Origin of the sequence: Micropruina sp. (assembly GCF_047602385.1) — a bacterium.
In the GTDB taxonomy this organism is placed as follows: domain Bacteria; phylum Actinomycetota; class Actinomycetes; order Propionibacteriales; family Propionibacteriaceae; genus Micropruina.
The window spans coordinates 36,284-48,891 of sequence record NZ_JASGHL010000005.1 but is presented as its reverse complement, the minus strand read 5'-3'; the positions used below and the strand labels follow the sequence as shown (position 1 = coordinate 48,891).

The following is a 12,608-nucleotide window of genomic DNA, read 5'->3' as shown; positions in this document are numbered from 1 at the left end:
TTGTCGAAACCCTGCCGTGTGCCGTGGTCTCGACAAGCTCGACCGACGGCAGGCCTGACTACGCCTTCCGCATGTACGCCCGGACGGTCAGCGGCGCGAAGATCGCCACGATGACGGCAGCACCGAGCAGGGAGAGCAGCACGTCGCCGCCCACCGCGCCGTTGTTGGCCAGTTCGCGCACCGCGGTGACCAGATGCGAGATCGGGTTGGCGTTGGCGAACCACTTCAGCCAGTCCGGCAGGGTGTCCACCGGCACGTAGGCGTTGGACAGGAAGGTCAGCGGGAACAGCACCAGCATCGAGATGCCCTGCACGCTGGACGCCGTCCGGGCGACCACGCCGAAGAAGGCGAAGATCCAGCTGATCGCCCACGAGCAGGCGATCACCAGCAGCCCGGCCAGCACCACGTTCCCCAGGCCACCGGCGGGGTGGTAGCCCATCACGTACCCCATCACGAAGGTGAGCGTGGTGGCGATGGCGTAGCGGATGGTGTCGGCCAGCAGCGCGCCGGCCAGCGGGGCGATCCGGGCGATCGGCAGCGACCGGAACCGGTCGAAGACGCCCTTGTCCATGTCTTCGCGCAGCTGCGTGCCGGTCACCACCGAGGTGGTGATCACGGTCTGCACCAGGATGCCGGGGATCAGCGCGGGCAGATAGTCCTGCACGTTGCCGGCGATCGCCCCGCCGAACAGGTAGGCGAACATCAGCGTGAACAGGATCGGCTGCAGCGTGACGTCGATCAGCTGCTCCGGCGTCCGGCGGATCTTGATCAGCCCGCGAGCGGCCATGGTCAGCGAGTTCTCGATGGTCTGGCCGATGCTGACCCGGTTCTTCAGCACCCGGTCGATGCCGGGAGTGATGGCGGTGTCGAGGGAGGTGGTGGTCATGCGGAGGCTCCTTCCAGGACGGGCTCGCCGGCTTCGTCGGCGTCCTCGCTCGTGGCGCCGTGCCCGGTCAGGGCCAGGAACACCTCGTCGAGGGTGGGTTTCTGCACGCTCAGTTCGGCCAGGTGGATGCCACCGGCGCGCAGCGTGATCAGCAGGTCGGTGACCCGGTCGGCGTCGTGCATCGGTGCGGTGACCCGTCCGTGCTCGGCCGAGACGGTCGGGGTGACGCCGAGCACCCGCTCGATGGCGACCCGCAGGTCGTCCAGATCGCGCGGATCGACTAGCCGCAGCTGCAGGCTGGAGGTGCCGACGGACGCCTTCAGCTCGTCGCCGGTGCCCTCGGCCACCACGGTGCCGCGGTCGATCACCGCGATCCGGTCGGCCAGCTGGTCGGCCTCGTCCAGATACTGGGTGGTCAGCAGCACCGTCGAACCGGTGGCCACCAGGCGCCGGATGGTGTCCCACATCTGGGCGCGGGTGCGCGGATCGAGGCCGGTGGTGGGTTCGTCCAGGAAGATCAGCGGCGGCTGCGCGATCAGGCTGGCGGCCAGGTCGAGCCGGCGACGCATGCCGCCGGAGAAGTTCTTCAGCGGACGCCGGGCGGCCTCGGTCAGGCCGAATTCCTCCAGCAGCGCGGCCGATTTGGCCTTCGCCTCGGCCCGGCTGAGGCCGAGCAGGCGGCTGAACAGCACCAGGTTCTCGGTGGCCGACAGGGTCTCGTCGACCGACGCGTACTGACCGGTGACGCCGATCAGCTGCCGGACGATCTGCGGCTCGCGCTGCACGTCGTGACCGAAGATCCGGCCGGTGCCGCCGTCCGGCCGCAGCAGGGTGGCGAGCATCGCGATGGTGGTGGTCTTGCCGGCCCCGTTGGGACCGAGGACGCCGTAGATGGAGCCGGTCGGCACGCGCAGGTCGACGCCGTCCACGGCCCGGTTGGTACCGAAGACCTTCACCAGACCGTCGGCCTCGACCGCCCAATCGGAGCGAGCTTCGAATGCGCTCATGGCGGGTTCCTTTCAATGGACTGGGTAACGAACGAGACCAGTCTGGAAGCCTCCGCTTTCAGCGCACCCACAGCGCGCTGTCAGACACTGACAGCGCTTTCAGAACCGGTGTCGACGGCCGCATCGGGGCGAACGCCGGTCAAGGAGTCTCGCCGCCGCCGTCGACCGCAAAGTGCCGGATAGGCTGCCGCCAGGCTCGCTCGAAGGAGAACCATGCCGGAGTTGAAGCAGTCCCCGCTGCACGATCGCCACCAGGCGCTCGGCGCCAAATTCGCCGAATTCGGCGGCTGGTCGATGCCGCTGCAGTACGCCGGCATCGTTGCCGAGCACAAGGCGGTTCGCGACGCGGTGGGCATCTTCGACGTCAGCCATCTCGGCAAGGCCCGGATCACCGGGCCCGGCGCGGCCGACTTCCTCAACCGCTGCATCACCAACGACATCGCCAAGATCGGCGTCGGGCAGGCCCAGTACACGCTGCTCTGCAACGAGGCCGGCGGCGTCGTCGACGACTTGATCTGGTACTGGCTGGCCGACGACGAGATCTTCCTGATCCCGAATGCCGCGAACACCGCCGAGGTCGTCGAGCTACTCGCGGCCGCCGCGCCCGACGGCATCACCGTTGCCAACGAGCACGACGATCACGCCGTCCTCGCCGTGCAGGGGCCGTCCTCGGACGAAACCCTGGCCGCGCTCGGGCTGCCGGTCGGCCACGACTACATGCGGTTCGCTCCCAGCACCCTGGACGGCGTCGAACTGACCGTCTGCCGCACCGGCTACACCGGCGAGCGCGGCTACGAACTGGTCGTGCCCGCCGCCGATGCGGGAAAGATCTGGGACGCGGTGCTCGCCGCCGGCGAGGCCTACGGGATCGCGCCCGCCGGCCTGGGCGCCCGGGACACGCTGCGCACCGAGATGGGCTACCCGCTGCACGGCCAGGACCTGCGCCCCGACCTGTCGGCGGGGCAGTGCGGTGTCGGCTGGGCGATCGGCTGGAAGAAGCAGTCGTTCTGGGGCGCGGGCGCCCTGCGCGCCGAGAAGGCCGCCGGGCCGGAACTCCGGTTGACTGGGCTGCTGGCGCAGGGACGCGGCATCCCGCGTCCGCACATGGAGGTCGTGCACGACGGCGAGGTGGTCGGCGAGGTCACCTCGGGTACCTTCTCGCCGACGCTGAGCAAGGGCATCGCGCTGGCGCTGCTGCCGCCGGCCCTGGTCCCCGGAACCGCGGTCACCGTCCGCGTCCGCAATCGCGAGGAACCGTTCGACGTGGCCAAACCGCCGTTCGTCACGCCGGGGGTGCGCGAGGCATGACCGGACGCGGCTGGCGCCAATGGGCGCACCTGGCGCTCGCCGCGGCGGGCTTGGCTGCCGTGCTGTGGGCGGTTGTGCTGGGCGCTAATCCGACCATCTGGTGCCGCGAGCAGGTGATGCACGCCGGTCAGGTCTGCACCAACGCTCAGGGCACCAAGGTGCAGACCTACGAAGAGCGGGTCAGCGCGGCGCAGTGGGCGCGTCCGGTGATCGGCGTCGTGGGTGCGGGGGTCACCGCCTTCGCCCTGGTGCTCTGGCGGAGCGGACGCCGCAGCGTGTCACCGGCCTGACCCGCCGGTGGCCGAGCGAATCGGGCCCCGGAAGCTACTCCGCCTCGAGGCTCATCGGACCGTAGACCAGGCGCTCCTCTTCGTACAGCGCGACCGCCCGGACGCCGTCGGCGGAAAGCTCGGTGAAGTGTGCGGTGAGCCAGGCCTCGGCCGACTGCTGGCTGGGGAACCCGCCACCGAGGTCGCCCGAGGCGTCCGCCGGAGCGGACTCGGCACGCCAGAACCAGGACATCAGACCGGGTCGCCGCGCTTGGTGAGGGGCCGCGGGACGCGCAGCCGGCGCAGCGACAACGAGCGGTTGAAGCCGTAGTAGAGCAGGCCCTTGAGGGGCTCCTTCGGAATCCGTTGCGCGGCGAGCTTCTTGAACCCGCGCCACATCCGGGTGATGTCGATCACGATCAGGATCATGAAGCACCAGGTGGCGTAGGTGGCCGGCTCGACCAGCGCCGGCAGCACCGGGCTGAGCACCAGCACGAAGACCAGCATCGTCATCAGGATCGGCATCGACCACTCGGCCAGGTTGAACCGAGAGTCGACCCACTTGCGCATCAGCACCTTGCCGGGGGCGTTGTCGACCGCCTCCATCTGCTTGCGGCGCTCGGCCGAGGCCACCTCGCGCGATTTCTTCCGCGCCTCCTTGGGCGACAGCTGCGGGTTGAGCCGGCTGCGGCGGGCGGCTTCGGCGTCGCGGCGCTTCGGAGTCGGCACGGACTTGGCCTTCGGCCCGGTGCTCGGCACCTCGGGCTCTGCGGCCGGCGGCTGGGCGGCCTGCTTGTCCTTGTTAGGAGAGAACAATCCCACGTCGAACCTCGATGTCGGTGGCTGGTGTGTCGGTGGCTGACTGACCCCTCATCCTAACCCGGGACGCCGACGCCCTCGCCGCGCGCCGGCCGGCTCAGCCGGCCGGATAGGCTGGGCGGGTATCGCGACATGATCAGGAAGGCGATCCCATGGCTGGGCTTTTCCAACGGATGAAGGCAATCTTCTCCGCCAAAGCTGACAAGGCTCTCGACAAGCTCGAGGATCCGCGTGAGACGCTGGACTATTCCTACTCCAAGCAGCTGGAGCTGTTGCAGCAGGTGCGTCGAGGAGTCGCCGAGGTGGCGACCAGCCGCAAGCGGGTCGAGCTGCAGGCCGGTCAGCTCAACCAGCAGGCGGACAAGCTCACCGTCGCCGCGAAGCGGGCGTTGGAGGCCGGACGCGAAGACCTGGCCCGGGAGGCACTGACCCGCAAATCGGGTCTGCAGCAACAGCTCGCCGAACTGCAGGAGCAGCATGCCGCGCTGCAATCCGAAGAGGAGCGGCTGGTCCGGTCCAGCCAGCAGTTGCAGGCCCGGGTGGACGCGTTCCGCACCCGCAAGGAGACGATCAAGGCCACCTACACCGCGGCCGAGGCGCAGACCAGGATCAGTGAGGCGTTCAGCGGCCTGGGCAAGGAGTTCGGTGACGTCGGCCAGGCCATCCAGCGCGCGGAGGACAAGACCGCGCAGCTGCAGGCCCGGGCGTCCGCGGTGGACGAGCTGCTGGCCAGCGGTGCCCTGGACGATCCGACCGGCCTCGCCAAAGACGACATCACCCGGGAACTGGACGCCCTGGCGTCCGGCGCCCAGGTGGACAACGAGCTGGCGGCACTCAAAGCCTCGATGAGCGGCGCGCCGCAGGCCGAGATCGCCGGAATCCAACCGAGCAGCGCGCCGGGAGAATTGCCGCCCGGCGGGACCTTCGAGCAGCCGCCGGCTCCCGGGACGGTCGCCGAGCCGACCTCCACCGAGAACCTGCGCTGACCCCGGCGGTGCCGCAACGCCGCCCGCGGGTACTGGTCGCCGGCGGACCGGTGCGCGAGCTCTCGCCCCGGGCCGCGGCGGTGGCGCTGGCCAGGGGCTTCGCCGGGGCCGCCGACCTGGCCGTGATCGGTCTGGCCGAAGGTGGCACCGCCCTCGGCCGGGCGCTGGCCGAGCCCGACGGGGAGTTCGAAACGCTGAGCGCCGGCTGGCTGGCCCGAGCTGACGGCTGGGTGGCGGTCGGGGTCGACCCGGCCGATCCTCCTGGACAGGGTGCGGCAGCCGATCCGCTTGGTGGCAGTTCCGCCGCCCTCGGACGGCTGGTCGGCTACGCGCTGCAGGGCGCGTCCACCCGGCAGGTGGTGGTGGACCTCACCGGACTCCACGCCCACGACGCGGGCGCCGGCCTGCTGGCCGCTCTCGGCGCCACCGGCGATGTCGAGCTCGGCGCCGGGCCGGAGCCGCTCGTCGCGATCTCACGCCTGGACCTGGACGCCGTCCGCGCCCGGTTCGCGGGCTGCGACCTGGTTGGCCTGGTGCCGCCGGGCCAGACCGACGACCTGTTGCTCGGCCTGCGCGGCGTCACCTCCCGCCGCGGCCGGGAGCTGGGCCTGCCCGCCGAGACCATGCTGGCGGTGGACGCCGCCCTCGAACGATTCGCCGCACTGGCGGCACCCGGGTCGGCGCGGACCCCGGGCGCCGGCGCGGCGGGTGGGGTCGGCTTGGCGATCCTGGCGCTGGGCGGCCGGCTGGCCGGCGGCGCGGCGTTCTGTGCCGACCGGTCTGGTCTGGACCGCAGCTTGGGCGCGGCCGACCTGGTGGTCAGCGGCTGCGACTCCTTCGACTTCGGCAGCCGCGGCGGCGGAGTGATCGGCGAACTGGCCCGGCGCTGCGAGGCGGCCGAGACCCCGCTGGTCGTGGTGTCGCCGCTGATCGGCATGTCCGGACGCGAGATGCGGGTGATGGGCGTCGAGTCGGGGCATCCGCTGGAGCCCGGAGCCAACACGTCCGCCGCGCTGACCGCGACCGGGCGCCGGCTGGCGGCCGGTTGGACGGCACGCTGGTGACATCGGCTCGGCGCACCCGCGGCGAGCGATTACACTGAACCCGGAATACCCGCTCGCCGCGGAGGCGTTGCTCCGGGCGAGTATCCCCGAGAAACCGGAGTCACCATGTCCCTCGACCAGCAGCTCGACCTCGACGGCATCATCCTCACCGAAGCAGCGGCGACCAAAGTCAAGGATCTGGTCTCGCAGCAGAGCGACGAAAGCCTCTTCCTGCGCATCTCCGTGGCGCCCGGCGGCTGTTCGGGCCTGCGCTACCAGCTCTCGCTGGACGAGCGCGAGCTCGACGGCGACGTCACCAAGGAGTGGTTCGGCGTCCCGGTGGTGACCGACCGGATGTCCGCGCCGTACCTGATCGGCGCGACCATCGACTTCGTCGACACCATCGAGGCCCAGGGCTTCACCATCGACAATCCGAACGCCCAGGGCTCCTGCGCCTGCGGGGACAGCTTCCACTGAGCACCCCCGCTGCGCGCGGGACTACGGGTAACAATCCAAAATTCGGCAGAATCGGGACGCCCCCAGGGGGGCGTCCCGATGTGCTTTTGGGTTAGGGTGAGGCCCGAGGAATCTGACGACTCGGATGCCAGCCGGAGACGACCTGTCACCGGGGCTCATCCGTCGTGGGAAGGCGGAACGTCCGTGGTGAAGAACCGCACACGCCCCGGCCACATCCTGAAGCTCGGGGCCGGCGCCGTACTGGCGCTCGCGCTGGCCGGGTGCAGCCAGGACACGATGGCGCAATGGGGTCGCTGGGGAATGCCGGTGGCAGCCAGCGAGCAGGCCCCGTGGATCGGCAACCTCTGGAACGGTGCCTGGATCGCCTCCTTGGTGATCGGCGCCTTCGTCTGGGGCCTGATCTTCTGGGTGATGTTCCGCTACCGCCGCCGGAACAACACCGAGGTGCCGAGGCAGTCCCGGTACAACCTGCCGATGGAGCTGTTGTACACAGTGGTGCCGTTCCTGATCATCGGCGTGCTGTTCTTCTTCACCGTGCAGAGCCAGAATGCGGTGCTGGCCAAGGTCAACGACCGTCCGGTGCACACCATCAACGTGATCGGCCAGAAGTGGTCGTGGTCGTTCAACTACATGGAGCAGCAGAACCCGGCCGTCAACGCCGTCGTCCACGACACCGGCACCGTCGAGCGGCTGCCCTACCTGTACCTGCCGGTCAACGAGCCGGTCCGGTTCAACCTGGCCTCGGCCGACGTCATCCACTCGTTCTGGATCCCCGAGTTCTACTTCAAGCTCGACGTGATCCCCGGACACCCGAATTCCTTCGACGTGACCCCGAACCGCACCGGCGAGTTCCTGGGCAAGTGCGCCGAGCTGTGCGGCACCTACCACTCGGCGATGCTGTTCAAGGTGCGGGTGGTCAGCCTGGACGAGTACAACGCGCACCTGAAGCAGTTGGCGGCCAGCGGCCAGACCGGTGAGTTGACGCCGCCGGCGTGGCCGAACTCCGTTCCCTCGCCGCCCACCGACGCCGAGCACGCACCAGCAGAGGAGCACGACCGATGAGCGTTGCACGAGTGACTCTCGACTCCTCCGAGCGCCGGGCGATCCGTCGGGCCGGCTGGGGCACCAAGGCGATGCGGTGGATGACCTCCACCGACCACAAGGTGATCGCCAACCTGTACTTCGTCACCGCTTTCGCCTTCTTCGGCTTCGGCGGCCTGCTGGCGCTGGCGATCCGTGCCGAACTGGCCTTCCCCGGTCTGCAGTACCTGCACTACGAGACCTTCAACCAGTTCTTCACCATGCACGGCACGATCATGCTGCTGATGTTCGCGACGCCGATGTTCGCGGCCTTCGCCAACGCCGTGATGCCGTTGCAGATCGGCTCGCCCGACGTGGCCTTCCCGCGGATGAACATGTTCAGCTACTGGCTGTACCTGTTCGGTTCGGTGACGGCCTGCTCGGGCTTCCTGTCGCCCGAGGGTGCAGCCGCCTTCGGCTGGTTCGCCTACGCACCGCTGTCGGACGCGATCAACTCCCCGGGCATCGGCGGCGACCTGTGGATCATGGGCCTGTACGTGATGGGCCTGTCCACGATCCTGGGCGCGGTCAACTTCGTCACCACGATCGTCACCATGCGGGCGCCGGGCCTGACGATGTTCCGGATGCCGATCTTCACCTGGAACATCTTCGTCACCTCGCTGCTGGTGCTGCTGGTCTTCCCGGTGCTGGCGGCCGGCCTGCTGGTGCTCGAGGCCGATCGCCGGCTGGGTACCCACATCCTCGACCCGGGTGTCGGCGGGGCGGTGCTGTGGCAGCACCTGTTCTGGTTCTTCGGCCATCCCGAGGTGTACATCATCGCGCTGCCGTTCTTCGGCATCATCACCGAGGTGCTGCCGGTGTTCAGCCGCAAGCCGATCTTCGGTTATGTCGGACTGGTCGGCGCGACCATGGTCATCGGCGGCCTGAGCATGGCCGTCTGGGCGCACCACATGTTCGTCACCGGCGCGGTAAACCTGCCGTTCTTCTCGTTCATGACGTTCCTGATCGCCGTCCCGACCGGGGTGAAGTTCTTCAACTGGATCGGCACCATGTGGGGTGGCTCGATCAGTTTCGAAACACCGATGGTGTGGGCGATCGGCTTCCTCACCACCTTCCTGTTCGGTGGCCTGACCGGCGTCATCCTGGCCAGTCCGCCGCTGGACTTCCACGTTTCCGACAGCTACTTCGTCGTCGCCCACTTCCACTACGTGGTGTTCGGCACGGTGGTGTTCGCGATGTTCGCCGGCTTCTACTTCTGGTGGCCGAAGCTGACCGGACGGATGCTCAACGAGCGCTGGGGCAAGGTGCACTTCTGGACGCTGTTCTTCGGCTTCCACCTGACCTTCCTGGTGCAGCACTGGCTGGGCATCGAGGGCATGCAGCGCCGGATCGCCGACTACCTGCCGACCGAGGGCTTCACCTTCCTCAACCAGGTCTCCACCGTCGGTGCGTTCCTGCTCGGCATGTCGATGCTGCCGTTCTTCTGGAACCTGTGGATCAGCCGCAACGCGCCGCAGGTGAAGACCGACGACCCCTGGGGCTGGGGCCGGTCGCTGGAGTGGGCGACATCCAGCCCGCCGCCGCGGCACAACTTCAACAAGCTGCCCCGGATCCGCACCGAGGCTCCGGCTTTCGATCTGCACCATCCCGAGATCCACAGTGTCGACCGGGCCGAAGAGCTGGACATCCTGATCACCGGCAGCACCTCGGACGGCTCGACCCGTCCGTCGTCCATCGAGAATCCCAAGGGGGAGTGACTCCATGAAGGTCGAAGGCTGGATGTTCGCGTCGATCGCGATCTTCCTCACGCTCGTCACGCCGATCTACTGGTTCATGTCCCACGAGATCATCGGGACGGTGGCACTGATCATGTCGGTGCTGCTGTTCTCCATGGTCGCCTTCTACCTGTTCAACCTGGCGCGAAAGATGGACGCCCGGCTCGAGGACCGCAAGGACGCCGAGATCGCCGAGGGTGCCGGCCCGCTTGGCTTCTTCCCGCCGAAGAGCATCTGGCCGTTCTGGGTGGCGCTGACCGTCCAGTTGATGGCCCTGGGTCCCGTCTTCGGCTGGTGGATCACCATCCTCGCCGTCTGCCTCGGCATCTGGGCGCTCAGCGGTTGGGTCTTCGAGTACTACCGCGGCGACTACCAGCACTGAGCCTGGTATTCCGGCGGGATCACCCGCGTCCGGTAAAGCCCTCCCTAACTATCTCTGCCCTCCCACCAGTGGGAGGGCAGAACTAGTTAGGGAGGGCTTTGCCGGTCGCGCGGGGGAGGGGGGCGGCACGAGACGTTTTCCACAGGGCGTGGGAATTTTGAACGATCTGGACGCCAGGTGCCGATGGTGATGGCATGACCGTCTTCACCACCAAGTCCTGGATGCACGACCACCAAACCGACCGGAAGGGCATGGACCGTGCGTTGCGCGCGGGCGAACTCGTCCGGCTCAGGCGGGGCGTTGTCATGCCGGCGGAGGAGCTCCCTGTCTGGACACTGCACCGTCGCCGGATCGACGCCGCGGCGCTGACCATCAACCACGGCACCTACTTCGCCTTCCAGTCGGCCGCGGTCCTGCACGGCCTGCCGGTTCGGATCGTGGCTGAACTGCCGGTCCAGGTGGTCCGGACCATGGGCGGCCGGCACACCCGGAATCGGCTGCTGCAGGCAAGCCCGGCCGTTCTGGACGACGCCGAGGTCGAGATCCTCGGCGGCGTCCCGGTGACTTCCTTCCGCCGGACCGTGACCGACCTGGCTCGGCGGCTGCCCTACCCGGACGCCGTAGCGGTGGTCGACGCAGCCTTGCGCCGCGGCGTGACCCGCAACGAGCTGGCCACCCCGACCGGGCATGGCCACGCCCGCGCCGCCCGGGCCGTCGCGTTCGGCGACAGCGCCAGCGAGAGCTTCGGCGAGTCGTACAGCAGGGCGCGGATGCAGTTGGCCAACATCCCGATCCCGCAGCTGCAGGTCGATCACTTCGGTGCTGACGGCCGATTCCTGGGGCGTCCGGACTTCGACTGGGGCGCGGGCATCGTCGGTGAGTACGACGGCGGCGGCAAGTATGACGGCACCTTCGGCGACGATCCCAGAGCCGCGATCGAAGCCGAGAAGCTCCGTCACGAGGCGTTCGTCGACCACGGGTGCACCGTGCTGCGCTGGGGCTGGAAGGACCTGCAGACCGCGGGTCGGGTGGAGGGGCGGATCCGGCGGGCGCTGGCGGCGCGTCCGCTACACAGAGCCCTCCCGAACTAACCACGCCCTGCCACCGGAGGGAGGGCAGAGGTAGTTAGGGAGGGGGTTACCAGCTGGAGTGCAGGGGGCGTCCCTCGTTGAAGCCGGACGCCGACTGCAGGCCCACGACCGCGTTCTCGGCGAACTCGGGCAGGGTGCGGGCACCGGCGTAGGTGCAGCTGGAGCGGACGCCGGCGACGATGAAGTCGATCAGGTCCTCGACGCCGGGACGGGCCGGGTCGAGGTACATCCGGGAGTGCGAGATGCCCTCTTCGAACAGGGCCGCCCGGGCGCGTTCGAACCGCGACTGCTCGCGGGTCCGCATCCGCACCGCGCGGGCCGACGCCATGCCGAACGATTCCTTGTAGGGACGTCCGTCGTGATCGGTGACCAGGTCGCCGGCCGACTCGTGGGTGCCCGCGAACCAGGACCCGATCATCACCGCGCCCGACCCGGCGGCCAGCGCCAGCGCCACGTCGCGGGGGTGCCGCACGCCGCCGTCCGCCCAGATCGCCTTGCCGGCAGCGTTGGCCTCGGCTGCGCATTCCAGCACCGCGGAGAACTGCGGACGCCCCACGCCGGTCTGCATCCGGGTGGTGCACATCGCGCCCGGCCCGACGCCGACCTTCACCACGTCGGCACCGGCCTCGATCAGGTCGGCGGTGCCCTCGGCGGTCACCACATTGCCGGCCACCAGCGGCACCGTGCTGCCGTGAGCGTCGAGCATCGCCCGGACCCGCCGCAGCCCCTCGATCATCCGCTCCTGGTGACCGTGCGCGGTGTCCATCACCAGCACGTCGGCACCCGCCTCGACCAGCTCGGACGCCCGCCGCTCGACATCGCGCGAGATGCCGACAGCCGCGCCGACCCGGAGCTGCCCGGCGGCGTCCAGGGCCGGCGGATACAGCGTTGCCCGCAGCGCACCCTTCGCGGTCATCAGGCCCGCCAGCCGGCCGTCGCGCACCGCGAGCGCGACCCGGTGCCGGCGGCTGGTCAGCAGGTCGAACACCTCGGCGGGGGAGGCGTCCGGGTCGACGATGGTCAGGTCGGTCGACATGGCCTCGTGCACCTGGACGAAGCGGTCCAGCCCGGCCGCCTCGGACGGCCCGAGCAGGCCGACCGGTGCGCCGTCCTCGACCACCACGACCAGCCCGTGCGCCCGCTTGGGCAGTAGGTTCAGGGCCTCGCCGATGGTCATCCCCGGCTCGACGTACACCGGGGTGTCGAAGACCGTATGCGCCGCCTTCACCCGGGCGATGGTCTCGGCCACGATCGAGGTCGGCAGGTCCTGGGGGATGATCGCCACCCCGCCGCGGCGGGCGACCGTCTCGGCCATCCGGCGTCCCGAGATCGCGGTCATATTCGCCACCACCAGCGGCAGCGGCAGGCGCAGTGCATCGGTGCTGGTCAGCTCGACATCAAGACGTGAGACCACCGACGAGCGCCGGGGCACCATGAACACGTCGTCGTAGGTGAGGTCATGGGCCGGCATCGCGTTCAGGAATCGCACCGGCAGATCGTATCGCCCGCGGCACCCCGGCGCGG

At 69.2% G+C, this 12,608-nt stretch carries 14 protein-coding genes; 9 read left to right on the top strand and 5 right to left on the bottom strand.

What is annotated here, in order from left to right; translation table 11 throughout:
- Positions 1 to 58: 58 nt before the first annotated feature.
- Complete coding sequence (locus QM711_RS15790) at positions 59 to 886, bottom strand: ABC transporter permease (protein ID WP_415101041.1); 828 nt, start codon at positions 884 to 886, stop codon at positions 59 to 61.
- Entirely contained in the window at positions 883 to 1,893 is a 1,011-nt protein-coding gene (locus QM711_RS15785; protein WP_415101039.1) for an ATP-binding cassette domain-containing protein, read from the bottom strand. Before QM711_RS15785 ends, QM711_RS15790 begins: the two co-directional genes overlap by 4 nt.
- Before the next feature lie 213 nt (positions 1,894 to 2,106).
- On the opposite strand from QM711_RS15785, the gene gcvT reads away from it, so the two are divergent.
- Both gcvT and QM711_RS15775 read left to right on the top strand, forming a co-directional pair.
- On the top strand, positions 2,107 to 3,201 hold the full coding sequence (gcvT, locus tag QM711_RS15780) for a glycine cleavage system aminomethyltransferase GcvT (protein ID WP_415101037.1): 1,095 nt from the start codon (positions 2,107 to 2,109) through the stop codon (positions 3,199 to 3,201).
- Positions 3,198 to 3,491, top strand: coding sequence for a hypothetical protein (locus QM711_RS15775; RefSeq protein WP_415101035.1), 294 nt, complete (start codon positions 3,198 to 3,200; stop codon positions 3,489 to 3,491). Before gcvT ends, QM711_RS15775 begins: the two co-directional genes overlap by 4 nt.
- A 34-nt stretch (positions 3,492 to 3,525) precedes the next feature.
- On the opposite strand, the gene QM711_RS15770 is transcribed toward QM711_RS15775, so the two are convergent.
- Together QM711_RS15770 and QM711_RS15765 are read right to left on the bottom strand one after the other, a co-directional pair.
- A complete protein-coding gene (locus QM711_RS15770; RefSeq protein ID WP_415101033.1) occupies positions 3,526 to 3,723 on the bottom strand; it encodes a hypothetical protein in 198 nt (65 codons plus the stop codon).
- Positions 3,723 to 4,292, bottom strand: coding sequence for a DUF3043 domain-containing protein (locus QM711_RS15765; protein WP_415101031.1), 570 nt, complete (start codon positions 4,290 to 4,292; stop codon positions 3,723 to 3,725). The genes QM711_RS15770 and QM711_RS15765 overlap by 1 nt, the downstream gene beginning before the upstream one ends.
- Before the next feature lie 149 nt (positions 4,293 to 4,441).
- Here QM711_RS15765 and QM711_RS15760 point away from each other — a divergent pair, with 149 nt between their 5' ends.
- The 7 genes from QM711_RS15760 to QM711_RS15730 all read left to right on the top strand — a co-directional run bounded on the left by QM711_RS15760 (position 4,442) and on the right by QM711_RS15730 (position 11,084).
- The gene (locus QM711_RS15760; protein ID WP_415101029.1) at positions 4,442 to 5,275 is read left to right on the top strand and encodes a PspA/IM30 family protein; all 834 of its coding nucleotides are present in this window, start codon (positions 4,442 to 4,444) and stop codon (positions 5,273 to 5,275) included.
- Between the two features lie 8 nt (positions 5,276 to 5,283).
- Positions 5,284 to 6,339 carry a glycerate kinase gene (locus QM711_RS15755; RefSeq protein ID WP_415101027.1) on the top strand — a complete coding sequence of 352 codons (1,056 nt, stop codon included), beginning with the start codon at positions 5,284 to 5,286 and terminating at the stop codon, positions 6,337 to 6,339.
- Between the two features lie 105 nt (positions 6,340 to 6,444).
- Positions 6,445 to 6,795 (top strand): HesB/IscA family protein, encoded by a 351-nt coding sequence (locus QM711_RS15750; protein WP_415101025.1) that lies wholly within the window; start codon positions 6,445 to 6,447, stop codon positions 6,793 to 6,795.
- A gap of 333 nt (positions 6,796 to 7,128) precedes the next feature.
- Positions 7,129 to 7,857: a cytochrome c oxidase subunit II gene (gene coxB, locus QM711_RS15745; protein WP_415102284.1), complete on the top strand. Its 729-nt coding sequence runs from the start codon at positions 7,129 to 7,131 to the stop codon at positions 7,855 to 7,857.
- The gene (ctaD, locus tag QM711_RS15740; protein ID WP_415101024.1) at positions 7,854 to 9,593 is read left to right on the top strand and encodes a cytochrome c oxidase subunit I; all 1,740 of its coding nucleotides are present in this window, start codon (positions 7,854 to 7,856) and stop codon (positions 9,591 to 9,593) included. The genes coxB and ctaD overlap by 4 nt, the downstream gene beginning before the upstream one ends.
- A 4-nt stretch (positions 9,594 to 9,597) precedes the next feature.
- A complete protein-coding gene (locus QM711_RS15735) occupies positions 9,598 to 9,993 on the top strand; it encodes a cytochrome c oxidase subunit 4 (protein ID WP_415101022.1) in 396 nt (131 codons plus the stop codon).
- A gap of 194 nt (positions 9,994 to 10,187) precedes the next feature.
- On the top strand, positions 10,188 to 11,084 hold the full coding sequence (locus tag QM711_RS15730; protein WP_415101020.1) for a type IV toxin-antitoxin system AbiEi family antitoxin domain-containing protein: 897 nt from the start codon (positions 10,188 to 10,190) through the stop codon (positions 11,082 to 11,084).
- 46 nt (positions 11,085 to 11,130) lie between these two features.
- On the opposite strand, the gene QM711_RS15725 is transcribed toward QM711_RS15730, so the two are convergent.
- Complete coding sequence (locus QM711_RS15725; RefSeq protein ID WP_415101018.1) at positions 11,131 to 12,573, bottom strand: GuaB1 family IMP dehydrogenase-related protein; 1,443 nt, start codon at positions 12,571 to 12,573, stop codon at positions 11,131 to 11,133.
- Between the last annotated feature and the right edge of the window lie 35 nt (positions 12,574 to 12,608).

Bases quoted from the DNA above. Each gene is read 5' to 3' on its own strand.
- QM711_RS15790 (WP_415101041.1), bottom strand. From the start codon at position 886: ATGACCACCACCTCCCTCGACACCGCCATCACTCCCGGCATCGACCGG.
- QM711_RS15785 (WP_415101039.1), bottom strand. From the start codon at position 1,893: ATGAGCGCATTCGAAGCTCGCTCCGATTGGGCGGTCGAGGCCGACGGT.
- gcvT (WP_415101037.1), top strand. From the start codon at position 2,107: ATGCCGGAGTTGAAGCAGTCCCCGCTGCACGATCGCCACCAGGCGCTC.
- QM711_RS15775 (WP_415101035.1), top strand. From the start codon at position 3,198: ATGACCGGACGCGGCTGGCGCCAATGGGCGCACCTGGCGCTCGCCGCG.
- QM711_RS15770 (WP_415101033.1), bottom strand. From the start codon at position 3,723: ATGTCCTGGTTCTGGCGTGCCGAGTCCGCTCCGGCGGACGCCTCGGGC.
- QM711_RS15760 (WP_415101029.1), top strand. From the start codon at position 4,442: ATGGCTGGGCTTTTCCAACGGATGAAGGCAATCTTCTCCGCCAAAGCT.
- QM711_RS15750 (WP_415101025.1), top strand. From the start codon at position 6,445: ATGTCCCTCGACCAGCAGCTCGACCTCGACGGCATCATCCTCACCGAA.
- ctaD (WP_415101024.1), top strand. From the start codon at position 7,854: ATGAGCGTTGCACGAGTGACTCTCGACTCCTCCGAGCGCCGGGCGATC.
- QM711_RS15735 (WP_415101022.1), top strand. From the start codon at position 9,598: ATGAAGGTCGAAGGCTGGATGTTCGCGTCGATCGCGATCTTCCTCACG.
- QM711_RS15730 (WP_415101020.1), top strand. From the start codon at position 10,188: ATGACCGTCTTCACCACCAAGTCCTGGATGCACGACCACCAAACCGAC.